Source organism: Paenibacillus harenae, assembly GCF_030812415.1.
In the GTDB taxonomy this organism is placed as follows: domain Bacteria; phylum Bacillota; class Bacilli; order Paenibacillales; family Paenibacillaceae; genus Pristimantibacillus; species Pristimantibacillus harenae_A.
The window spans coordinates 36,641-60,437 of record NZ_JAUSST010000011.1 but is presented as its reverse complement, the minus strand read 5'-3'; the positions used below and the strand labels follow the sequence as shown (position 1 = coordinate 60,437).

The 23,797-nt window shown below is 49.3% G+C and carries 21 protein-coding genes; 15 read left to right on the top strand and 6 right to left on the bottom strand.

Annotation, left to right across the window (positions count from 1 at the left end; genetic code table 11):
- The first annotated feature begins 84 nt into the window (after positions 1–84).
- From J2T14_RS29220 to J2T14_RS29190, 7 genes are all read left to right on the top strand, one after another.
- On the top strand, positions 85–2,817 hold the full coding sequence (locus J2T14_RS29220; RefSeq protein WP_307476642.1) for a hypothetical protein: 2,733 nt from the start codon (positions 85–87) through the stop codon (positions 2,815–2,817).
- 96 nt (positions 2,818–2,913) lie between these two features.
- The gene (locus tag J2T14_RS29215; protein ID WP_307476695.1) at positions 2,914–3,759 is read left to right on the top strand and encodes an STM4015 family protein; all 846 of its coding nucleotides are present in this window, start codon (positions 2,914–2,916) and stop codon (positions 3,757–3,759) included.
- Between the two features lie 10 nt (positions 3,760–3,769).
- Positions 3,770–4,978, top strand: a complete 1,209-nt coding sequence (locus J2T14_RS29210) for an STM4014 family protein (RefSeq protein ID WP_307476693.1) — start codon at positions 3,770–3,772, stop codon at positions 4,976–4,978.
- Positions 4,979–5,010: 32 nt separating this feature from the next.
- Positions 5,011–5,796 (top strand): STM4013/SEN3800 family hydrolase, encoded by a 786-nt coding sequence (locus J2T14_RS29205; protein WP_307476639.1) that lies wholly within the window; start codon positions 5,011–5,013, stop codon positions 5,794–5,796.
- 40 nt (positions 5,797–5,836) lie between these two features.
- Positions 5,837–7,213: an STM4012 family radical SAM protein gene (locus J2T14_RS29200; protein ID WP_307476637.1), complete on the top strand. Its 1,377-nt coding sequence runs from the start codon at positions 5,837–5,839 to the stop codon at positions 7,211–7,213.
- The gene (locus J2T14_RS29195; protein ID WP_307476635.1) at positions 7,210–8,067 is read left to right on the top strand and encodes an STM4011 family radical SAM protein; all 858 of its coding nucleotides are present in this window, start codon (positions 7,210–7,212) and stop codon (positions 8,065–8,067) included. Before J2T14_RS29200 ends, J2T14_RS29195 begins: the two co-directional genes overlap by 4 nt.
- A gap of 66 nt (positions 8,068–8,133) precedes the next feature.
- On the top strand, positions 8,134–8,799 hold the full coding sequence (locus tag J2T14_RS29190; RefSeq protein ID WP_307476633.1) for an SGNH/GDSL hydrolase family protein: 666 nt from the start codon (positions 8,134–8,136) through the stop codon (positions 8,797–8,799).
- A gap of 66 nt (positions 8,800–8,865) precedes the next feature.
- On the opposite strand, the gene J2T14_RS29185 is transcribed toward J2T14_RS29190, so the two are convergent.
- Positions 8,866–10,209, bottom strand: coding sequence for a sensor histidine kinase (locus J2T14_RS29185; protein ID WP_307476631.1), 1,344 nt, complete (start codon positions 10,207–10,209; stop codon positions 8,866–8,868).
- Positions 10,199–10,918: a response regulator transcription factor gene (locus J2T14_RS29180; protein ID WP_307476691.1), complete on the bottom strand. Its 720-nt coding sequence runs from the start codon at positions 10,916–10,918 to the stop codon at positions 10,199–10,201. Before J2T14_RS29180 ends, J2T14_RS29185 begins: the two co-directional genes overlap by 11 nt.
- A gap of 166 nt (positions 10,919–11,084) precedes the next feature.
- Between J2T14_RS29180 and J2T14_RS29175 the strand changes: the two genes are divergently transcribed.
- The 6 genes from J2T14_RS29175 to J2T14_RS29150 all read left to right on the top strand — a co-directional run bounded on the left by J2T14_RS29175 (position 11,085) and on the right by J2T14_RS29150 (position 18,887).
- A complete protein-coding gene (locus J2T14_RS29175; RefSeq protein WP_307476629.1) occupies positions 11,085–12,899 on the top strand; it encodes a serine hydrolase domain-containing protein in 1,815 nt (604 codons plus the stop codon).
- 23 nt (positions 12,900–12,922) lie between these two features.
- Positions 12,923–13,222, top strand: coding sequence for a hypothetical protein (locus tag J2T14_RS29170; RefSeq protein ID WP_307476627.1), 300 nt, complete (start codon positions 12,923–12,925; stop codon positions 13,220–13,222).
- A 423-nt stretch (positions 13,223–13,645) separates the two neighbouring features.
- Positions 13,646–14,404: an IclR family transcriptional regulator gene (locus J2T14_RS29165; protein ID WP_307476690.1), complete on the top strand. Its 759-nt coding sequence runs from the start codon at positions 13,646–13,648 to the stop codon at positions 14,402–14,404.
- 107 nt (positions 14,405–14,511) lie between these two features.
- Positions 14,512–15,387, top strand: coding sequence for a fumarylacetoacetate hydrolase family protein (locus tag J2T14_RS29160; protein WP_307476625.1), 876 nt, complete (start codon positions 14,512–14,514; stop codon positions 15,385–15,387).
- Positions 15,388–15,396: 9 nt separating this feature from the next.
- On the top strand, positions 15,397–16,863 hold the full coding sequence (gucD, locus tag J2T14_RS29155; RefSeq protein ID WP_373458230.1) for an alpha-ketoglutaric semialdehyde dehydrogenase GucD: 1,467 nt from the start codon (positions 15,397–15,399) through the stop codon (positions 16,861–16,863).
- Between the two features lie 35 nt (positions 16,864–16,898).
- Entirely contained in the window at positions 16,899–18,887 is a 1,989-nt protein-coding gene (locus J2T14_RS29150) for a YjhG/YagF family D-xylonate dehydratase (protein ID WP_307476687.1), read from the top strand.
- 365 nt (positions 18,888–19,252) lie between these two features.
- Here the strand turns inward: J2T14_RS29150 and J2T14_RS29145 are convergent, their stop codons facing one another.
- The 4 genes from J2T14_RS29145 to J2T14_RS29130 all read right to left on the bottom strand — a co-directional run bounded on the left by J2T14_RS29145 (position 19,253) and on the right by J2T14_RS29130 (position 22,031).
- On the bottom strand, positions 19,253–19,669 hold the full coding sequence (locus J2T14_RS29145) for a DUF1259 domain-containing protein (protein ID WP_307476621.1): 417 nt from the start codon (positions 19,667–19,669) through the stop codon (positions 19,253–19,255).
- Between the two features lie 253 nt (positions 19,670–19,922).
- Positions 19,923–20,345 carry an arsenate reductase (thioredoxin) gene (gene arsC / locus J2T14_RS29140; RefSeq protein ID WP_307476619.1) on the bottom strand — a complete coding sequence of 141 codons (423 nt, stop codon included), beginning with the start codon at positions 20,343–20,345 and terminating at the stop codon, positions 19,923–19,925.
- A gap of 25 nt (positions 20,346–20,370) precedes the next feature.
- Positions 20,371–21,663, bottom strand: a complete 1,293-nt coding sequence (locus tag J2T14_RS29135; RefSeq protein ID WP_307476617.1) for an arsenic transporter — start codon at positions 21,661–21,663, stop codon at positions 20,371–20,373.
- 50 nt (positions 21,664–21,713) lie between these two features.
- Positions 21,714–22,031 (bottom strand): ArsR/SmtB family transcription factor, encoded by a 318-nt coding sequence (locus tag J2T14_RS29130; protein ID WP_307208196.1) that lies wholly within the window; start codon positions 22,029–22,031, stop codon positions 21,714–21,716.
- Positions 22,032–22,176: 145 nt separating this feature from the next.
- Between J2T14_RS29130 and J2T14_RS29125 the strand changes: the two genes are divergently transcribed.
- Positions 22,177–22,623, top strand: coding sequence for a MarR family winged helix-turn-helix transcriptional regulator (locus tag J2T14_RS29125; protein WP_307476615.1), 447 nt, complete (start codon positions 22,177–22,179; stop codon positions 22,621–22,623).
- 71 nt (positions 22,624–22,694) lie between these two features.
- On the top strand, positions 22,695–23,756 hold the full coding sequence (locus J2T14_RS29120) for a flavin-containing monooxygenase (protein WP_307476613.1): 1,062 nt from the start codon (positions 22,695–22,697) through the stop codon (positions 23,754–23,756).
- Positions 23,757–23,797 lie beyond the last annotated feature (41 nt).

Genomic DNA, 23,797 nt, shown 5'->3' with positions numbered 1-23,797 from the left:
GATTTCGACGAGACAAGGTTCATGAATTATTTTATAATTCTTGTATTGAGGAAATTATAGGAATCATAAGGGAGCAGTCCAAATATGTTCGCGAAATTTCAGCCAAAAGCGGAAGTTAAGACCGACCCCCCCCATGCTGCACCTCCATTGAACGCAACGGAGCAGAAGGAAACGGTAAGCGGGGTTCCGCTTAGCGCCAAAGAAATGATGCAGCTCCAGAAAAGTATCGGAAATATGGCTGTGCAGCGCATGCTCCAGGGCTCGATTCCTAAAAACAAGGTGCCAGAGGCGAAAGGGAAGCAGCCCGAAAGTCTGTCAACCATGCCGAGCAAGGCGGAATCGGAGATGCAAACGAATGAGGGGCAAGACGAGCTCAAGGAGGAGGAAGTGCATTCGCTGTCTATCGAGGACATTTTGGCGATGCAGCCTTCCGATTCCAAGCGCTCGCGGGAAGAGATGGAACGCGACATTCGCCTTGCTCAGTCAACGGTCGATAAAGTCATGGCGGAATGCGGCACTTTAGATGAGATCGGCGCGTATTTCCCGCTGCTGCAGCTTCGTTTTGGCCTGAAGCAGATCGGATTTAAAGATTTAGGAACGCCAACCGCGCAGGTTGCAATGGAAATCAATCCTAAAGGCGCCTGCCTGTTTACCGGCAATAACAATTATGCGCTGAACAAAGGCGATTCCCACGGTATGCCGGATAAACAAGACGTCAAGTTCAAAACGGGAAAAAGCTCCACCGGCCATGCATGGGCAAAGGTAATGACCGCGGGCTTGCTTGGTCCCAACCATCCGCAGGGCTTCGGCCCGACGGATCAGCGCGCGCTGATGCGGTATTTGCCTACCAATCGCAAAAAACATCCGGGTCTCGAAAACAGGTACATCCGCGGACATTTGCTCAATGACAGTCTCGGCGGTCCGGGCCTCGAGCAAAATTTGTTTCCGATTACGGAGAGGGCCAACAAAGACCATGAACAATTCGTGGAAAGCCACGTGAAAAAGTGGGTCAACCAATCCGGTTATTTCGTCTATTATCATGTGGAAGTGAAAAATATTAACGAAAGCTTGAACACGGCATATACCGACGATGATCGCAACTATGTCGACGCGGATCTGCATTGCGAAGCCTACGTGCTTTCCGTGAACGGGGGTAGGTCGAAGCTGACCCACTACGTGAACTGCGTCATCAAGTCGAAGCATGGTACCGTCCAAGGGCCGCAAGATTTGGGAGTCGCTACAGCGGTAGGAACCGATGATGCCGACGCGAGCCACAAAAAATTCATCACCAACAATTGGGTCGAGCTGTCGGTGACCAAGAACAAGGGAGAAAAGGGCTTCGATCCTGTCATTGAGGAAGTGGCTGACGGGATTATGGAATTTTATAAGGAAGTCACGCGGATCATTCCCAAGGAACAAACGATTATTTCCATGCTCTCCCAACTGGTAGAGCCGAAACTGAAAAGCATCAAGCCAATGAATCTCGGTTTCGTCCTTAAGGCTATCGTTTTGGATTCCAAAGGAGATGCGAAAGGTATCTCTCAAATTCAGAACTCCAACTTCGGCAATGTTGCCGCATGGAATCATATTACGAACGAGCTTTCCAAAAAGAAAGACGAAATTGCCGATATGTTCGACCAATTGACGCATGTGATCGACGAGTACGATAAATTGAATGCGGCGGAGATAGAATGGTTGAGCCAAAACAAGTATTCCTGTTACGCCAAGCTCGTGATCAACAAAATGCTGGAGCATTATCCGATTGTAGACGATCACATTACAGAGATGAAGAAAAAACTGTACGAATCCGGCTGGCAGGCTGCCCGCGTCAACAACAATAACCTGTTGGTCAGCGACGATTACCAGGAAGGACATCAGGACTATTTGGACGGTTTCATCCGCGCGGAGAGCAGAAACGATTGCAATATAGATAAGGAAGGCTTCAAAAAAGGGCATCAAGATTATTTGGACGGTCTCGCTTGCGCGCAGGCAGGCAATGTCGCTCCATTTAACTATCATGCCTACGAGGCGGCTCATGATGAATATAACGATGGTTTGGACAAGGCGCGGCAGGGACTCAATCCGGAAAATCAAAATAAGGCGCGGAAGGCTGCGCACGACGAATACGAGGCCGGATGGCAGGACGCCGACGGCAGTCAAAATTACCTGCAAAATACGGCAGCTTACAAGGCTGGTCACGACGACTATATGACCGGCTTGACCGATGTCCGCTCCGGTGTACCCGCGCAGCGGGCAGATTACGCTTATAATCGGGCTTTCGAGGAGTATGACGAAGGACGATTTGACGTTGCGGATAACTGGGAGGATGCTCCGCTTCGGGACGGCCATGCGTATGAAGCCGGCTTCAACGATTACGAGAGCGGCTGGACCGATGCCCGGAACGGCGTGAATGGACCACCTATGGGGCACCATGCCTACAAGTTAGGCTTTATCGATTACGAGAGCGGCCTGGAAGATGCGCAAGGCAGTCTAGCCAAGCAAATTTCAACTTCCGCCTATGAAGCTGCCTACGACGATTACAATAACGGCTTTGAAGATGCCCAGTCCGATAACGGTCAAAATGACAATACCGCGGCGTATATTACGGGATTCAATGAATATTTTGACGGATTGAACGACGCCAGCAATCAATTGGTCTATCAAACTGGGAATGCGTCCTACATGGCAGGTTATTTAGAGTACGAGGACGGGAAATCGAGGGCCGAGATGGACCGGGAGCCCGATAACGATACCTTTGCATATATGGAAGGTTACAATTCCGTCGATAACTCGGTCAAAAAGCAAAAAACGCAATAGCCGATGCTCGCACGCGAGCCGTAATTTGAAAGTTTTCTAATATGCTTTATAATAGATTTGTATAATATTAGGAATTCATGCTAGGAGGTACATATGATGATAGAAAAGAAGCTTAGCCTTGATTACGAACAATACGAGAACGGGGAAAAAATCGTTGATCTAATCGAGCAGTTGGCGGGCGGCGAGGAAAGCGCAAAGCTGGAAAGCCTCATTATCGGAGATTGGGGCGGCGCGTACGAGAACGATTCCAGTGAAATCGTCGAGGCACTGGTCCGTTTGAACGGCAAGTTCCCGCAATTGCGAAAGCTTTTTATCGGCGATATGAGCTACGAAGAATGCGAAGTGTCGTGGATCAACCAATCGAATGTGGCACCGCTCCTAATCGCTTATCCGGAACTGACTTCCCTTACGATTAAAGGGAGCACGGAGCTTGCGCTCGAACCTGCAATCCATGAGAAGCTGGAGGAACTGATCATTATTTGCGGAGGTTTGGGCAAGCAAGTTCTGGCGAGTATAAGCAGCGGAAGATTTCCCAAATTGAAGAAGCTTGAGCTGTATTTGGGGGTTGAAGAGTACGGCTTTGACGGCGGCCTTGAAGATGTGTTGCCGTTAATCGAGCAAGAGAAATTTCCTCAATTGACCTACCTGGGGTTAAAGGACAGCGAGATCCAGGATGAGATCGCCATTGCTCTTGCCGAAGCACCGATTCTAGACCAATTGGAGACGCTGGATCTATCCATGGGAACGTTAACGGATAAAGGGGCGGAAGCGCTTCTGAACAGCAGCAAAGCGCGGGGGCTGAAATTCCTCGATCTTCATTATCACTATATGTCCGACGAGATGATTGCCAAATGGAAGCAGTCCGGATTAAATGTCGACATTAGCGATCAGCAAAAGTACGATGACGACGAGGATTACCGTTATCCGTCCTTGACGGAATAATGCGGTGCAGATGATTGTTATCGGCAACCCTGGCAATCGCAGGACGGCAGGCATTCAGTCGGCCCGCGCGAAGCTGGGGCTGCCGCCCGCCTATGAAGTTCGCTATCTTGATTTGTTGCAGAGAAAAACCAGTCTCACGGAGAGTGTACACCGATTGGGATTAAAGACCGAGGAGCCGCTGCTGCTGCGTCTTGACGCCCCCGGAGAGCACTTCGATGTGGAGCGGGAACTCATTGCGCTCGGTGCGCCAGACGTTGAGCCGGACAAGTTCGGGAGCCTGCATCGATCGGCAGACTTTCCCGAAGCCGCCGTTGTGCAGCCGCTCTCGCGAAGGATGGCTCTTGCTCTCCAGGAACATAAGGGAAAGCTGTATCACCCCTCCCAATGGTTCAGAGGTTATTGCCGGCTGCTGGCGGAGCTGGACGGAGAAGCGAAACAACTATGGCAGCGTCCAGGTTGGATGAACGCTCCGATGGACATTGCCGCCATGTTCGACAAGCGGCAAACCCACAAGGTATTGACCTCCGCTGGCGTGCCGGTTCCGAAGCTGCTGTCGCCTCCGGATGCAATACCCGATTACGAGACGCTGCAATCCATTATGAAACAAAGGCGCATGAATCGCATATTCGCGAAGCTCGCGTTCGGTTCGGGAGCGTGCGGTGTCATTGCATATCAGACCAATCCGACAACAGGCGCCGAGGTTGCAGTGACGACGATCGGCGTCGACAATTTTATTGCCAAGCCGCCGATTTACTATAACGTGAAGAAGCTGGTTCGTTATACCGATTCCCGAATGATTCGGCAAATCGTCAACTGGCTGCTCCGGCATGGCGCCCATATCGAGCAATGGATACCGAAAGCATCTTATGACGGTCAGTCGTTCGATATAAGGCAGTTGGTCGTCGCCGGACAATCATGCCACAGCGCAGCAAGAGTAAGCCGAACGCCAATTACGAATCTGCATTTGCGCAGCGAACGAAAAAGTCTAAACGAAGTCGGCCTTACGGCATCGGAGGAAAAGGAGATTCGGAGCTGTGCGGAGCGCGCATTGGAGGCATTTCCCGAGTCGACGATTGCAGGAATCGATATTGCCTTAAGCGCAGGAAGCCGACGTCCGTTCGTGCTGGACGTCAATCCTTACGGAGATTTGCTCTACCATATTCGTCACGAGGGATACGACCCTTATGAATGGGAAATGAAGCAGCTAGCCGGTCCGTAAGCTCGGCCTTCGCGGGAAGAGGAGAGGACGAGTTGATAAATATGAACGATATCGTGGGCAGCCATGATATTTTGATGATAACGCTGGATACGCTGCGTTACGATGCGGCTGTGCTGGAAGAACGCAACTGTCCGAATCTTTGCGGTACGGGCCATTGGGAGAAGCGTCATACGCCGGGAAGCTTTACCTATGCCGCTCACCATGCTTTTTTCGGAGGGTTTCTTCCGACGCCAGCGACGACGAATAAGTCGGAGCATATCCGTTTGTTTCATTCCAAGAACACGGGGCTGAAGACTCATCCCCACACCTGGTTGTTCGACACGCCGGACATCGTTTCGGGGCTGCAAGCCGAAGGTTACCGGACGAAATGTATCGGCGGCGTCATATTTTTCTCGAAGAAAGTGCCGTTAGCCAAAGTGCTTCCAGGGTATTTCGAAGAAAGCTATTGGAGAATGACCTTCGGCGTAACGAACCCTCGTTCGACCGAGCATCAGGTTAACCATGCGATTAAGCTGCTGCAAAAGTCAGATATGGACGAGAAACTATTTTTATTTCTGAACGTGTCGGCGATCCACGGACCGAATCGTTATTTCGTACCTGAAGCGAAGAAAGATTCCGTTGAAACGCAGCGTGCCGCGCTGCGGTATGTCGATGGTGAGCTTGGACGATTGTTCCAAGCGTTTCGCGAGCGCGAGCGCCCTGTATTTTGCATGGCGTTTTCCGATCACGGAACGGCTTATGGCGAAGACGGCTTTGAAGGTCACCGGCTGGCCCACGATGTCGTATGGAATGTGCCATATCGCGAATTTATGCTATAGATCCTATTGGAAGGTTACCCGGAGAGGAAGTGAATGACGGATGAGTCAACCGGCATCTCCTTATAATGAGGAATTAATCGCGGACGAGGCCTTTCTGAAATCATGGGTAGCGGGATTGAAATCGGATCCTTATCGTTCCTACCTTTACTCTTATCCGCACAAAACATCCTATCGAGAGCTTGACACGAAGCTGCCGTTATCCAAGCTGTGGAGCAAAGAGCAGGCAGAGACGTTTTTTTTATACATGCATATCCCGTTTTGCGGCGCACGCTGCGGCTTTTGCAACTTGTTCACCTTGCCCGACAAGCGCGTTAGCATACACGAAGAGTACGTAGACGCGTTGGAGAGACAGGCCGTACAGTTGGCGCCGTTTGTACGGCATAAACCGATGGCTAGATTCGCGGTCGGGGGAGGCACGCCGACACTATTGGAGCCGCGGTTGTTGGATCGGCTGTTTGAAATTGCCGAAGGGCGAATGGGAATGAATCCGCAGAAAGCCTCTATATCCGTGGAAACCTCGCCGGAGACGGTGACGGAAGAACGATTGGCGGTTTTGAAGTATCGTCAAGTGGATCGCATAAGCATGGGTATTCAAAGCCTTGTGGAGTCCGAAGTGGGCGCGATTTACCGCCCTCAGAAGCCGGATGAGGTAGAGAATGCGCTTGAGCAGTTGAAGCTGGCACAATTTCCGATTATGAATTTGGATTTGATCTACGGCCTGCCTGGCCAGACGGTGGATTCCTGGCTGTATTCGCTGAATCGCGTCTTGGCTTATGAGCCGGAAGAAATTTTTCTGTACCCTTTATATACGAGGGAGCACACGATCGTGAAGCCGGAGCAGATTCGGAAACAAGGGAAGGATCTGCGATTGACCATGTATGAGGCTGCCCGCGGCAGTCTCCTGGCTAACGGCTACAAGCAATATTCCATGCGCAGATTCGCCAAGCAGGAGGCCGGTACCGACAAAGAGCTTCTTCCGTATGGTTGCCAGGAAGAAGGAATGGTCGGGTTAGGCTGCGGTGCCCGTTCTTATACCCGGGGCGTGCATTACTCCTCCCGCTATGGGGTTAGCCGCAAAGCGACGGAGAGTATTATAGCGGATTACGTTGCTGCTGCCGACTATTCTTTTGCCGATTATGGATTTGTACTGGATCAAGCGGAGCAAAAGCGGAGGTTTATTCTCAAAGCGCTGTTGCATGCGGAGGGTCTTGCTCTTTACGACTTCTCGGAGCGTTTCGGAAGCAGCGTCTTGGACGACCATCCGGAGCTTCAGATGCTGCTTCGGACCGGACTAGCCACGCTGGAATCGGGCCTGCTGCGGCTTACCGATGAAGGGATGGCGTATTCGGACGCCATTGGCGATTGGTTCATTTCCTCCGAGGTCAGACATTTGATGGAAAGCTACGTGCTCCGATGAAGGCAAGCTTGTATTTTCGCGGCAGCTTGTCGTCGTGCAATTACGATTGCCCTTATTGCCCCTTCAGCAAAAACAAGGACAGTGCGGAGACGCTGGCCAAGGATCGGCAGCAGGTGGAGACCTTCGTAGATTGGGTGGAAGAACAGGGCGGGCATGGTCATCGGTTGTCTATTTTTTTCAACCCGTATGGCGAAGGGCTCGTTCATCGCTGGTACCGGGAAGCCATGACCAGACTCTCCCATATGGAGCACGTAGACAAGGTCGCTATCCAGACGAATTTGTCTGCCAAGCTGGATTGGACCGAGCAACTAAATCCACTCAAAGCTGCCTTTTGGGCTACATACCATCCAGGACAAACAAAGGAAGCCGGCTTCCTGAAGCAGTGTGAGGCGCTCCACCGTCAGGGAATACCGCTCAGCGTCGGCTCGGTGGGCTTAAGAAGCGCTTTCGAGGCATTGCAATCCCTGCGAAGGGAATTGCCTGCGTCTATCTATATGTGGGTGAATGCGTATAAAGATCAAGCCGCGTATTATACGGAGCCGGATCTTGCTTTATTGAGGGACATCGATCCTTATTTCGACTTGAATGCAAATGACTATGACAGCAAAGGGAAAATGTGCGGAGCGGGCTATGACGTCTTTTACGTACAGGGAGAAGGGCGCGTAAAGCGCTGCTACAAAGATCGGCAAGTCATCGGCAACTTGTATCGCGACGGGTTGGAAAAGATCTCGAAGCAGCGTGTCTGTCGCATGTCGTGCTGCGATTGTTATGTCGGTTATGTCCATATGCCAGAGCTCAGGATGAAGGACATTTACGGGGATCGCGTATTGGAGCGGATCGCAACGCATTTTTAATCAAGGAGCATGGAGCTATATAAGTAAGGCATAGCGTTAACACATTTGAAGGAGGTCATTATAACGATGTTATTGGAACCAAAATCGAAGCTGGTCATGATTGGCGACTCCATTACGGATTGCGAACGGGCTAGACCATATGGGGAAGGGCTCTTCGGGGCTATCGGCAAAGGTTACGTTTCCCTTGTCGATGCCTTGTTGACGGCGGCTTATCCGGAGTATGGAATCCGCGTTGTAAACATGGGGACGAGCGGCAATACCGTTCGCGATTTGAAGGGGCGCTGGCAAAGCGATGTGCTCGATCTGAAGCCGGACTGGCTGTCGATCATGATCGGAATCAATGATGTCTGGAGGCAATACGACCTGCCGGCGCAAACCGAGCAGCATGTCTATATCGACGAATATGAAGAAACGCTGGAACAGCTGGTTGCGCGTACGCGATCGCAACTGAAAGGACTAGTGTTGATGACCCCTTTTTATATCGAGCCGAATGAGGCAGACCCGATGCGCAGCACGATGGATCGGTACGGTGCGGTCGTAAAAAAGGTAGCGGCTAAGTATGATGCCCTTTACGTCGATACCCAGTCGGCATTTAACCAGGTGTTGACCCATATTTATCCGGGGACTCTCGCTTGGGATCGCGTGCACCCGAACATGGCGGGGCATGCGGTGCTCGCGCGCGCTTTTCTGAAATCAATAGGATACGATTATAATCGAGACTCTAATAGTTAAGTAGGACGGGGTTGTTTTTATCGGGTTCGAAAACAAAAAGATGCGCCTTTCGGTGCATCTTTTTTGTCATATCGGCAACGTGATTTCAAATACCGTTTTGTCCGGCACCTCGCGAAGCCTCAGCGTTCCGCCGTGCAGTTGTACCGCTTTGTGGGCGATAGCAAGCCCGAGACCGGTTCCGCCGCTGCTTGTTCTCGCCGAATCGCCTTTCTTAAACGGTTGAAACAGCGTATCCTTAAGCGCTTCGGGAATACCCGGTCCGTTGTCGCATATCTCCAATCGTACACCGCTTTCTATTTCATCCAGCGAAAGCGATACTTCCGTACCGGCGTTATTATGCTGAAGCGCGTTGGAAAGCAAATTCGAGACGGCTCGGTGGACCAGCTTCTCGTTCATCTGGACGTTGACCGTCTTGTCCGGAATTCGTACGTCCATGATGAATCCTTTATGCTTGAAGACGTCGTAGTACGCGATGGCAATCCGCCGAATCAGCTCAGCCAAATCTCCGACCTCCGACCTGAAAGGATATTCGGGGCTTTCAAGCGTTGCAAGCTGGAACATGTCTTCAATTAAAGAGGTCACGATTCGAGATTTATTGTAGATGATTCCCAAATATTCTTCATGCTTCTGCGGACTGTCCGCCATCCCTAGCTGCAGCGCTTGCACATATCCCTGAATGGTCGTGATCGGCGTCTTCAGATCATGAGACAGATCAAGCAGCATCTGCTTTTTGCCCGACTCGATTTCTTTCTTTTCCCGCTCCGTTCGTAACAGACTTGCCCCCATCTCGTTAAAATGATCTTGAATCAGCGTAAGCTCGTAATCCGATTCGAATGACAACCTTTCGTTAAAATGGCCGTCCCGCATACGCTGGATCGCTTGTACAATCTTCTCGAGCGGACCGGTAATATGCTTCGCCGTCCAGCGGCTGAACAAGTATACACTCAAAAAGAACAGCATCAGCAACGTGAAGTTGATGTAGATTTGCGCGTAATTGCCTTCTTTCGGCAAGGTGACAAGCAGAGTGTACCTCTTGCCGGTATCGTCCCGGAAGGAAGCGAGCGTGCGGCGGAGTTTGTCTCCTTGTCGGTCCTCCAGCAAAAAAAGAAGCTCTTCGGGCGTATAGGCTGTCGTTGACCCCGCCATTGTCCCCGCATTCCCATTGGCATAAACGATACGCCCGTTCTCATCCAGAATTTCAACCCTGCCGCCGGCTGCCTCGACTTTGTCGTATGGAATGTTCTCATAATCCGTCCTGACCAAAGCGCCGGCCGTCAATTCGGGAGCTTTACCGAGCGTCAGCCAGTCTTTCATGAAAAACCCCAATGTCGCGTTGATGACGATGATCGTGAAGCCGAACAAAATATAAGATCTCATCAGTGAGTTAAACAGTCTGCGTTTAGGTTTCAAGCCAATCTTCCTTCGCCGTGAATTTATAACCCAGCCCTCTTACCGTCTTGATATAATTCGGCTGCCTAGGCTGATCCTCGATTTTATCCCGCAAACGCGATATTTGCACCATGATCGTATTGTCATCTTCCATGTACGGCTCCGACCAAACGAGTTCAAACAGCTGCCGCTTCGTAAAAATTCTTCCGGGAGAAGACATAAGGGTCCTCAGAAGCTTGTATTCAAGCGAAGTAAGCGAAATTGGCTCATTCCTCCTATACAACAAACAAGTGGAATGATTCAGCACCAATGGGCCGATTGCGATCGAATCCTCCGTCTGGTCCCTATTTATGAATCCGTTAAATTCGAATGCGCGGCGAAGCTGTGCCTGCACGCGCGCAACGACCTCAAGCGGATTGAACGGCTTGGCAATGAAATCATCCGCTCCGAGTCCCAATCCCAGTATCTTATCGCTGTCGCCGTTTCTGGCTGAAATGACGATGACGGGAAGCTGATATTCCGTTCGCAACCGTTTCAGCAATTCGAATCCGTTCATCCGGGGCATCGCGATATCGATGATTGCCAGGTCGACACGATTGCTGCGAATATGCTCCCAAGCTTGATCGCCGTCGTATGCTTCGGCGATGCGGTACCCTTCTTTCTCAAGAAACAGCTTTAACAGCCCGACAATCTCCCGTTCATCGTCGGCAATAAGAATCGTCATGTCCATACTCATGCTTGTTACCCTTTCTATTCCGTTGATATCCTTGTAAATTCTCGTCGCATGAAGTCATTTCCTGCACGGTAAGGTAAATGTAAGATTATCGACAGTTGCCGGAAAGGATAGCTTGCTATACTAGCCGAGAGATATAGAGATCATGATGGGGGGAGGGGTTATGTTGTCATATCGACAGCGCTGGTTTAAAAGGATCGTTTGTGCGGCACTATTCGCGACGTTATTTCCCGCTTCCGCGTTGGCATCCGTGCCGGAAAAGCAGGAGTTGCAGGCATTCGTTGAAGACTTCATGGAACGAAAAATGGAGGAGCATCATGTGCCGGGTGCCGTCGTTTCCGTTGTGCAGAACGGCGAAATTTCATTGCTTGGCGGGTATGGATACGCAAATCTCGAGAAGAAGGTCTCCGCGGACCCGCACGCAACCGTTTTCCGGCTGGGATCGATCGCCAAGACCGTTACCGCTACGGCCGTTATGCAGCTTCATGAGTCCGGCGTTCTGGAGCTTCATGAGGATATCAAACATTACATTCCGGGGCTCAAGCTTTCATACCTTGGCGGCAAGCCCATTACGGCGCATCATCTGATGACCCATACCGCAGGCTTCTACGAGTCGATAGTCGCGGTGGGGCGGGACCGGGAGAAACAGCAACCTTTGGCGGAAGCGATAAACGGCTTTTTGCCAAGTTCCGTCCGGGCGCCAGGAGAACAGATCGCATACAGCAACCAAGGGATGTCGCTTGCCGGTTATCTTGTAGAACAAATAGCCCGTCAACCTTACGAAAACGTTGTGGAGGAACAGATTTTCAAGCCGCTAGCAATGAACCGTTCAAGCTTCCGGTTTACAGAATCCGATCCTAACCTTGCCGCAAGTTATTCTTATGCCAAGGGCAAGTATAAACCGTTGCCGTTTTCGTATATTCATCACCTTCCCGCCGGCGCGCTGAATTCGACAGCCGAAGACATTTCCCGTTATATGATCGCCCATCTTCAGCAAGGGCGTTACGGTAACAGCAGGATTTTTTCCGAGGAAACCGCCGGACTTATGCATCGAACGCATTTCACGTCAATCAAGAATATGCCCGGCATGGCTTACGGTTTCTATGAACGCTATCAAAACGGTCTGCGGCTGATCGAGCATGACGGCGGCATTGACGGGTACCAGTCCTACCTGTATTTGATTCCGTCGGAAAATACGGGCATATTCATTGCAACCAATTCCGAAGGGGGGAGCGAGTTGAGGGAGCAATTCATTACGGCTTACCTGGAACGTTATTATCCCGCCGTACAGGAGTTGCAGCCGGCAGCTAATCCCACACCCATGCATGAATTGCAAAAAATTGAAGGCTATTACATTCCCAACCGGGCGCATCTTAAGGGCCCGCTTAATTTTGCGCAAAATTTATCGACGGTTCAGCTTGAGGCAGTCAGTGACGGAGTTATTTTGTTCGGGGACGACCGGTTCGTCGAAACGGATCCTTATCTTTTCCGAAGTGAACGAGGAGGCGAGCGGATATATGTGGATGCCGACACAAATGTCCTGGCGCTGAGCTCCATTCCCACCATGATGTATGAACGCCAAAAGTCGGCTTTTTATCATCCGCTCCTGCATATCGCCGTCCTGCTCGGTCTTGCGCTGATTTATCCCATTCAAGCGGCCGTATCGGCAGCAGTTTGGCTGTACGGGGTGGTTCGACGCAAGCGGTACGGTTTTAATCCCATCGCGACGATCGTATCCGTTTTGTTTATTTTATACTTTATATTTATCGTTTCGATAGCGGAGGTGTTAATCAATGATATACCTTGGTGGTCTTATCCGTTTCTTTATTTGCCGGTAATACTGCTTGCGACTCTACTCTTGCAATTGACGCTGCGTTTCGTTCGAAAACAAAAAGTGACACGTTGGCAATATGGATTCGCTTCGGTCACCGCGATCTTTGTCGCTTATCTGTACGTGTGGGATTTTTACCGGATTTGAAAATAACGGAAGGGGATATATCGATGAAAATGATAGGGTTGGGCATTTTGATCATGGTCGCCGGCTTCATCGCCGATACCGCATGGCATAACAAACACGGATTTCCGGTGCATCACGGCATTCCCGAATCCCACTACCTTATGTTTATCGGAGCCACAGTGGGAGCAGTCGCAGCATTTCGTCTAATCAGGAAAAGGGAGGCTACTTTGAACAAGCGCTGGTTTTACGGTCTGTTCATTGCCGCGGCAGTCTGTATTGCCGGTTGGCTGCTCGACAATCTGATTTATCATACCCGCGACATCTATGACGGCGGATTCGTCTAGGAAATTTTCCATACGATGGAAAGTTTCGGCGCGCTTATCTATTTCGCGATGAGCATCGTCGTTTCCCTGCTGACCATCGGAAGAAACCGTCGGAGCCGGTCGCAATAGAAGAGTCTGTAAAGTCCGCGTTTTCTGCGGGCTTTTTTTATAACAGCTACAAAATCTAGCTATTGGCAATAAAAATCCTTAATTGTCGGGAATTATTGTAAGCGGATTTTTTATTCGTGAAACCAACCTTGACTTGGTCATATTCCAATGTTATATTTTCACTAATTCATCATTGATAAACAGTGCTTTATAATGTAAAACAAGCATTATGTAACTAAGCGGAGCGGCATGAATATCGGCTGGACGAATAGGAAACCGTTTGGTAAAATTACGCATATCGTTCTATATTATAAAATAGAGGATGTTATTACGCCCATGCCGATCATTCAATCATTAGACCGCGCTCTGCGCATTCTTAATTTGTTTGACGACAAAAATAAAGAATTAAAAATTACCGATATCAGCCAACAAATGAATTTGCACAAAAGCACCGTTCATTCTTTGCTCAAAACGCTGCAAATGCACGGCTATATCGATCAAGAGGGACATACGGGAAAATATAGGCTCGGGTTGACGCTTGTCGAGAAGGGGCAGCTGCTGCTGCAAGGTCTGGATATTCGAGGCACGGCCAGACCCCATCTTCAGCAGCTGTCGGACTTGACCGGTCAATCTGTTCACTTAGTTATAATGGATGGTCATGAGGGCGTATATATCGATAAGGTAGAAGGAGCAAAAGCAGCCATTCGCTACTCGCGGATCGGCCGCCGAGTTCCGCTGCACAGCAGCGCGGTCGGAAAAGTGCTCGCTGCTTATCGCCCTCCGGGAGAATTGGCTCGGATCCTCGACAATTACGTATTCCATGTACATACCCCGCAAACCATTGATCGTAAGGATACCTTCCTGGAGGAACTGAAAGGGGTAAGACAGGACGGGGTGGCCTATGACCGTGAAGAAAATGAACCCGGCGTTCGCTGCGCTGCGGCCCCCATTTTCGACCATTCGGGCCATTGTGCGGCAGCCATGAGTATTTCTACCTTGGTTTCGCAGGTCGACGAGACGCAGCTGCAGCAATTTGTTAAACTGTTGTTGAACGAAACAAAACGGATTTCAGCTACATTGGGATATCGATCATAAAAAGAGCTTCCGATTCCAATCAAACGTTATGGAAAAACCTCCATACGCTCTTTTTATGTCTATATTATAGAATTGTGTTTTATATTATAAAACTATGAGGTGATTTGATGCGCATTATTCGTTACCGGGAAGGCGCTTCCTTCAAATTGGCTGCGCTTACAGACGCTGAAGAAATTTTTTCATTAGAGGAACCCGATTTTATCTCACTGGTACAAAGGGCGGCACAGGACGGCATTAGCGTTACGGAAAAGGTGAAGCGGATAATCGAATCATCCCAAGCGCTGAACAAAGAGATTCACCAGCTTGATCTGATTGTTCCGCTGGAAGCCCCGGAGATATGGGCGGCAGGCGTAACTTATATGCGGAGTAAGGAAGCGCGAAATGATGAAGCCGCAGACGGAGACAGACAGGGACCAACCTATTACGATAAAGTTTATGAAGCCGATCGGCCAGAGCTGTTCATGAAATCGACTGCCGCGCGAACGGCCGGACCCGGCGGCGAAGTGTGCCTGCGAAGCGATTCCAGCTGGCAGGTTCCGGAACCGGAGCTCGGATTGGTGCTGGACAGGAACGGGAGTATTCTTGGTTATACGATCGGAAACGATATGAGCTGCCGCGACATCGAAGGCGAGAATCCATTATATTTGCCGCAGGCCAAAATTTGGCGTCAATCCTGCTCCATCGGTCCTGCTATTCGGCTAGCCGACACTGTAGAGGATCCGTATGATCTTCAAATATCCTGCCGCATATATCGAGGCGGAAAGAAGGTTGTTGATGAAACGGCGAGTACGAGCCAGCTCAAAAGGGGATTAGGAGAACTGGTAGCCTATCTTGCCAAGGATAATATTCTGTTTGACGGTACTGTGCTCCTTACGGGAACCTGTATCGTGCCTCCGGGTCAGTTCACGCTGGAGCCGGGTGATCGAATCGAGATTGATATTACAGGGATTGGCACATTAACGAATATAGCCGTGCCGGCCTAGAAAAAGGAGATGACTCTTATGAAGAATGCCGTTGAAATCGACAATTATATCGGTGGGCAATGGAAGCCGCCGGTTAATCGGGAACGTCTGGAAAGCATTAATCCCGCTAACAAACGGGAGGTAGTCGGGTACGTTGCGAATTCTACCGACATAGAGCTTAATGAAGCGGTTTATGCCGCGGAAACCGCTAGACTGCCTTGGCGGAACAAGACAGGCGCAGAGCGCGGGCAGCTGCTGGTCAGGACCGCGGAGCTGCTGGAAAGCCGATTGGAAGAGATTGGCGAAACGATGTGCAGGGAAATGGGAAAAACGTTTGCCGAGGCTAAAGGAGAGACAGCGCGCGGAGCAGCGATTTTACGCTATTACGCCGGAGAAGGCATGCGCAAAATCGGCGATGTCATACCATCCAGCGATGCGGAGGCGTTTCTATTTACGACACGCGTGCCTTTGGGCGTGGTCGGCGTCATCTCGCCTTGGAATTTTCCCGTGGCGATCCCGATCTGGAAGATCGCACCGGCATTAATATACGGCAATACGGTAGTTTGGAAACCGGCTGTCGAAACGGCGGTAACTGCGGCGGCAGTCATGCAGTGCTTTCATGATGCCGGTTTGCCTCAGGGTGTTGTTAATATGATCGTGGGCAGCGGAGCTGTGGTCGGGAATGGGATGGCTAATCATCCGGGTATCCATGGCGTCACTTTCACAGGCTCTAATGCGGTCGGAAAGCAAGTCGGTCAGGCTGCTTTGGCTCGCGGGGCGAAATATCAATTGGAGATGGGCGGGAAAAATCCGATCATCATCGCTGGCGACGCTGATCTGGATTTAGCCGTCGACGCCGCAATAAGCGGGGGGCTGCGCTCGACGGGCCAGAAGTGTACGGCGACTAGCAGGGTGATTGTCGAAAAGTCCATTTACGAGTCCTTCAAAACGAAGCTGCTCGAAAAGGTAGCGACGCTTAAGGTTGGTAACGGCATGGATGCCTCCGTATGGCTCGGGCCGTGCGCGAACGAAAAACAGCTGGAAACCGTGCTTGCGTATATTCGAAAAGGAAAGGAAGAAGGAGCGGTTCTTCTATATGGCGGTACGCGGCCTGAGGATAATGCTCTGTCTGACGGTTTTTATATCACTCCCGCTGTGTTCGATCGCGTCGAGAGCCGGATGTCCATCGCTCAGGAGGAAATCTTCGGACCCGTGCTTGCCTTAATAGAAGCAAAAGACTTCGAAGACGCAATCTCGTTGGCGAACGATACGGCGTACGGACTTAGCGCCTCCATATACACTAAAAATATCGGGAACGCGTTATCGTTTGTTCAGAATATGGAAGCAGGACTAATAAGGGTCAACGCGGAAACCGCGGGTGTCGAGCTGCAGGCTCCGTTCGGCGGCATGAAGCAATCCAGCTCTCATTCAAGAGAGCAGGGTCAGGCAGCTATTGAATTTTTCACTTCTGTCAAAACGGTATTTATTAAACCGTAACCTAGCTAGCTTTGATAGGAGGAAATGAAATGGACATGAACCCGAGCTTCGAAAAGATCATGGGACACGGCACGGCTTCGGATTTCATCATACAAACGCAAGCAGCTGGGCCTGCAGGAACGCTTCCGCTTACCCATGATAAACTTCAGAATGCGCCTAGCGGCGATTTGTTCGGCTGGTCGCAAAATGTGGGAATGGGGTGGAGCCCCTCCCGACTGCTTGGCCGAGAGGTATTGATCTTGGGAACGCAGGGCGGAATCCGCAACGAAGACGGCTCGGCGGCGGCGCTCGGCTACCATACCGGCCACTGGGAAATCGGCCTTCTGATGAAGGAAGCGGCAGATGAAATTACTCGAGCGGGAGGCATACCGTTTGCCGGTTATGTAAGCGACCCTTGCGACGGCCGATCGCAAGGCACGTCCGGAATGTTCGATTCGCTGCCTTATCGCAATGATGCGGCGATCGTTCTCCGGCGGCTTATTCGTTCGCTGCCCACAAGGTCCGCCGTTCTCGGTGTCGGAACATGCGACAAAGGGCTGCCTGCCATGATGATTGCGTTAGCTGCAATGAGAAAGCTTCCTGTTGTAATCGTACCCGGAGGCGTAACGCTTCCGCCGATCGACGGAGAAGACGCAGGAAAGATCCAGTCGATTGGGGCACGTTATACGAACGGTGAGCTTACGCTGGAGGCAGCGGCCGACTTAGGCTGCCGGGCATGCGCGACGCCCGGCGGCGGATGCCAGTTTCTTGGTACGGCAGGTACCGCGCAGGTTGTAGCGGAGGCGCTTGGTCTAACTGTTCCGCATGCGGCACTCGCTCCATCGGGCCAGCCGATCTGGTCGGAGATGGCCCGCCAATCGGCAAGAGCGGCTTTGTATATGGCGGAATCCGGCATGACCTCGGCCAGCATCATGACCGATGCCGCAATTCGGAATGCAATGGTCGTTCACGCTGCTTTCGGGGGTTCAACGAATTTGCTGCTGCATATCCCGGCCATTGCCCATGCGGCAGGCTTATCCGTTCCCACGGCCCAGGACTGGGCAGAAACGAACCGCAGCGTGCCAAGACTCGTAAGCGTTCTGCCAAACGGGCCGCTCTATCATCCGACTATACGGGTTTTTCTCGCGGGAGGCGTACCTGAGGTCATGCTGCATTTGAGAAAGCTCGGCTTATTGGATGAGAAAGCGCTTACGGTAACCGGGCAGACGATTGGCGGCATGCTGGATTGGTGGGCGGCATCAGAGCGGCGCAGCCGGATGAGACGTTATTTAATGGAGGTTGACGGTGTTGACCCGGATACGGTTATTTACAGTCCGGAGAAAGCCAAAGCCGCAGGCATGACCTCGACCGTGACATTCCCGTCGGGGAACATTGCTCCGGAAGGGTCAGTCATCAAATCGACTGCGATTGATCCCTCGTTGATCGACGAAGCGGGCATTTACAGACATGTCGGAAAAGCAAAAGTGTTCACGACTGAGCGCGAGGCGATTCGCGCGATTAAGAATGGAGACATCGAATCAGGCGATGTTCTGGTTCTAATCGGGCGCGGCCCGATGGGAACCGGAATGGAGGAAACCTACCAATTAACCTCGGCTCTTAAGCATCTATCCTTCGGCAAGCATGTAGCGCTGCTTACCGATGCGCGGTTTTCAGGCGTGTCGACAGGCGCCTGTATCGGTCATATCGGTCCTGAAGCTCTTGCTGGCGGACCCGTCGGAAAGCTTCGCAACGGTGATTGGATTCGTGTGCGAATTGATCTTGTCAAGCTCGAAGGCCAAATCCACATGGTAGGGAGCGGTCTATTGCCTGCTTCGCCCGAGGAAGGCGCTTCCGAATTGGCCAATCGCAGCCCTCATCCCGGTTTGGCCGAGGATTCGGAACTTCCTGATGACACTAGGCTCTGGGCCGCGCTGCAAGCGGCAAGCGGTGGCACCTGGAAGGGCTGCGTCTACGACGTCGACAAAATCATACAGGTTCTTAATGCCGGTATGAGTACATTGGCAAGTGAAAAACGCGAGCAATGAAGGTCGGGATTGTGAAGGCACAGCAATTAACATAGGGAAAGATTGCTTAAGTGGGAAATTGAACGTTGAACATAGGCTGAATATTGAAATGCAAATCAAAAAGACCGGACAGTTTTTGTCCGATCCTATGGAAATCAATCTATAGTTCCATGTAACTGCCAATAAAGCTGAACCAATTGATTTTCATATATGACATTTGGTGCGCGTAGGCGAATGTCACGAAGTGCATTTAATTTTGGGGAACCGCAAGTGCAAGGAAAAATTGTTATTTTTGTTTGGAATGGACACGTTTGAATATTTAGGAACTTGGGGTCAAAAAAAAGCAACCCCAAAACCTTGGGATTGCTTCCACTACGCTTTATAATTTACTTCGGCCCTACGACTTTTGTAGTCAAGACATTCAAAGCATCCCGTACATCTCGAGCAAAATTCAATGGTCGGTCTTTCTTTTCAAAATGAATATACCAAAGATTGGGATTCGTGAATAACCAGTGATTGTGAAGTGCTGTAACTTTTATACCGTGTCTACGTAGCCGAGAAATAAAAGGATTGATTTCGGCGGTTAAAATAACAGTTTCCCCCAAACAGAGCGCTTTTCCATTCCTTCCGATACTTTCGAAAGAAAACGCTTGGGGAATGGTAAGAAAAGATCTAGATCTTTTCCCTAAAATAAGCGGTCGAATGTTATTCCGTACAGCTGAAGCTGTACAAACTCCATTAATAACCATGGGTTGTGCTCTTAGGATAGTAGCAAATTTTCGGCAAAGCGGGCTCACAGACATAAACTTATCCCCTCCAACAATTCAAGATACTAGTAGATTATGGTAGAGGTTCAGGTTTTGATAGAGTCATATAACATTGAAAGCCAGTCTATTTTTATTTATGTTGCCCTAATGGGGACAGGTGATCTCATGAGCTTTATTGTAGAGCTAATCAACAAATTGAATAATCAAAAAGGAACGTTTACAGGCGAACAGCCCGTAAACGTTCCTTTTATTATGAATACGTACAAATTAAACTATTTTTTTACCGATTTTACTGTCCTTCTTTCACAAACTTCTCGATCCGCGATTTAATTGCTTCGCGAACGTTTCTGAATTGATCCATGATTTCATCCTCTGTGCCTGTTGCTTTAGCCGGATCTTCGAAGCCCCAATGCCATTTCACAACATTCGGATTGGAAATGACAGGGCAGTGTTCATCAGCATGGCCGCAAAGAGTAATGACATAGGTAGCACGATTTAAAATCTCCGGATCGATAACATTTGAAGAGTTTTGGCTAATATCAACACCGGCTTCTTCCATAACTTGAACCGCTCTAGGGTTCAGACCGTGTGCTTCGAGTCCCGCGCTTTTCACTTCGTATTGTTCACTGCCTAGGGCATTAAGAAATCCATCTGCCATTTGACTCCGGCAAGAGTTACCCGTACACAAGAAATAAACCAGTTTCTTTTCCATTTTTCGTATCTCCTTATAAATTCAATTAGTGGATGATGCTAAGCCATAGGTACAGGCCTGCTAACGTGATAAACAGAACGGGAACCGTTAGTACGATTCCGATTTTAAAGTAATAGCCCCATGTAATTTTAACGCCTTTTTTGGACAGAACATGCAGCCATAGCAAGGTGGCAAGTGATCCAATCGGCGTAATTTTAGGACCCAAGTCGGAACCAATCACATTTGCATAAATCAAAGCCTCGCGTAATACGCCATTCGTGTCCGTTCCCTGGATAGCCAAGGCATCAATCATGACCGTAGGCATGTTGTTCATAATGGATGATAGGATAGCTGCGATGAATCCCGTACCGACCGTTGCCATAAATAATCCTTGCTCGGCCGTCCATTGAAACACTTTGCCAAGCTCATCCGTGATACCCACATTCCGAAGTCCATAAACGACGACATACATGCCGATGGAAAAGACGACAACCGACCAAGGCGCTCCCTTGATGACAGCCCCGGTATGGATAGCGGGACTTCTGCGAGCTGCTAATATAAAGACGATAGCGGCAATGCCTGCAACGATGGATACAGGTATGTGGACGAATTCGCTTGCCAGGTAAGCAATTAAGAGAACTGCCAAAACAATCCAAGATAATTTAAACATCCGGGTATCTTTTATTGCATCGCGTGGTTGTTTCAATTGGTTAAGATCATAGCTTTTCGGAATGCTTCTCCTGAATAACAGGAATAAAACCAGCAGACTAGCTCCAACCGAGAAGAAATTCGGGATAATCATCCGGCTTGCATACTCGGCAAATCCAATGCCAAAGAAATCGGATGATACAATATTGACCAAGTTGCTAACTACGAGCGGCAACGAAGCCGTATCCGATATAAATCCGCTTGCCATAATAAACGGCAGGATCATACGATCATCGAATTTCAAAGCTCTGACCATGGCTAGAACAATTGGGGTGAGAATAAGTGCGGCACCGTCATTCGCGAACAACGCAGCGACAGCAGCCCCTAGCAATACGACAAAGGTGAACATCAGATATCCGTTACCCTTTGCATAGCGTGCCATATGAAGTGCAGACCATTCGAAGAAACCAATCTCGTCTAGGATGAGTGAGATCAGAATGACAGCGACAAATGCTAATGTTGCGTTCCAGACAATACCGGTAACATCCCACACGTCATTAAAATCAACGACGCCAAAGAGTAAGGCCAATATCGCGCCGCCAACAGCCGAGTAACCAATATTCAAACCTTTAGGCTGCCAAATGACGAATATCAAGGTAATCAGAAAAATAATGGACGCGGTAACTAACATAATTCCTCCTAAAATGGTTGCGAATCAAACTTAACTCGTATGCACGAACTTTAACTGCAGCAATCGGGACTCAATTTTTGCAGTTCATGCTTCATGGATGGCAGTACTTCTAATATGCCATGAAGATAAGGTTTGTCATCCGTATTTAAAGAATAATAAATCCATTGAGCGCGTCTTGTCTCATTAACCAAATCGCCAACTTTTAATTTTCTCAAATGCTGGCTTACATTAGGTTGCGTTGTTTCAAGAATGGTAACGATATCGCATACGCACATTTCTCGTTCTTTAAGCAGAGCTAGAATAGTAAGACGGGTCTTGTCAGACACTAGCTTCAGCGTCTCGGCGATCGTGTCTATAGGTTGATTCACGCAATCACTCCTTTTAATGGATCAATGTTTATTATACATAGCTGATTATATAAGTAAAGTGTTATATAAGTGTTAACGCATATAAAAATAAACACTTGTAAATTGCAAATATATGATTTATAAATAATACAGGGGAGGGAAGAAAATGAATAACACGCGCGACCTGCTGCAAGTCCTTGCTAGACAGTTTGGTTTGTTAAACAAGAACTGTTGTCAAATCAGCGGTCAGGATATATCTCTCATTCACAGTCATATCCTTTACGAAATTGGCCGTCAGAGCATGCCTTCCATGCAAAAGGTCGCCGAGACGCTTGGCGTGGATATTACGACCTTTAGCCGACAAATTCAATCCCTAATAAAGAGTAAGCTGGTGAAGAAAACAGCTTCGCCTGAAGATGGTAGAGTATATCTGTTATCATTGACAACAGAAGGGAAGTTTGTTGCAGGCTCAATTGAAAAAATGATGAACGATTACTTAGACGAAGTTTTTTCATTTATGAATGAGTTTGAAAAGGAAACGGTCATTCGATCTCTTCAGTTACTAAACGCAAGCATGCAAAAATCGAAAATGTGCTGTACGGCGATGGGGTAATGAACTTACTCCATATTTTTTAATTAGATACTTGCAAAATGCAAATATTTTAATTAACGAAAGGTGATATTATGAGCGAACTTTATGATGTAATTGTTGTTGGGGCCGGGCAATCAGGTCTTGCTGCTGGGTATCACTTAAAGAAAAACGGACTAAAGTTTATCATTCTGGAAGCAAATTCAGAACCGAGTGGTTCTTGGTCGCAATATTACGACAACCTGCGACTATTCTCTCCTGCGGGATACTCCTCTTTGCCTGGCATGCCATTTCCGATGAAGTCTGATGCATATCCAACAAGGGATGAAGTCATCACTTATTTAAAAAGCTATGCCGAGCACCATCGCTTTCCGATCCGCTTTAACGTTCGGGTGGAGGGTGTGGAAGGAGATGATCTTTTCAATATTTATACTTCGGGCGGTGAGGTGTACAGGGCTAAAAACCTCATATGCGCTACAGGTTCGTTTAATCGGCCATTCGTTCCTGGGCTGGAAGGAAGCAAGTTATTTAAGGGGAACATGATTCATTCTTCCGAGTACCGGAATCCGGATTCCTACCGCAACCAACGAGTCATCGTTGTTGGCAGAGGTAATTCGGCCGTTCAGATCGGAGCTGAGATCAGTGAGGTGGCTGCTGTTACTACTCTTGCCGTACTTAAACCGGTTCAATTAGTTCCTCAACGATTACTTGGGAAAGACGTTCATTTCTGGATGACGATCATAGGGTACGATTCCTTTCCTTTTTGGAGATTCGGCGTGAATGCAGGTAGCCCGGGCGGAGCCATTGATGTAGGCGGATTTAAAAAAATGCTGAAGAGTGGTCAACTTCAACAGAAAAACATGTTCAAAAGGTTTTATTCTGAAGGTGTTATTTGGTCAGATGGAACGAAAGAACAAATAGACAGCATCATTTTTGCTACAGGTTTTAGACCTATTATGCCATATCTTCATGGAGTAGAAGGCGCATTGGATGAAAGAGGGTATCCCATTCAAAAGGGAGGTTTGAGCAGCACGGTGCCTGGATTATATTATCTTGGCTTATCCGGTCAACGATCCTTTGCTTCGGCAACCATACGTGGCGTAGGTTCGGATGCGAAATACGTTGTTAAGCAACTTAAAAGAAGGGGTTTTGGCTAGACCCCTATCATTAGGTTTACCCGCAGCAAGCGTTCTTTACA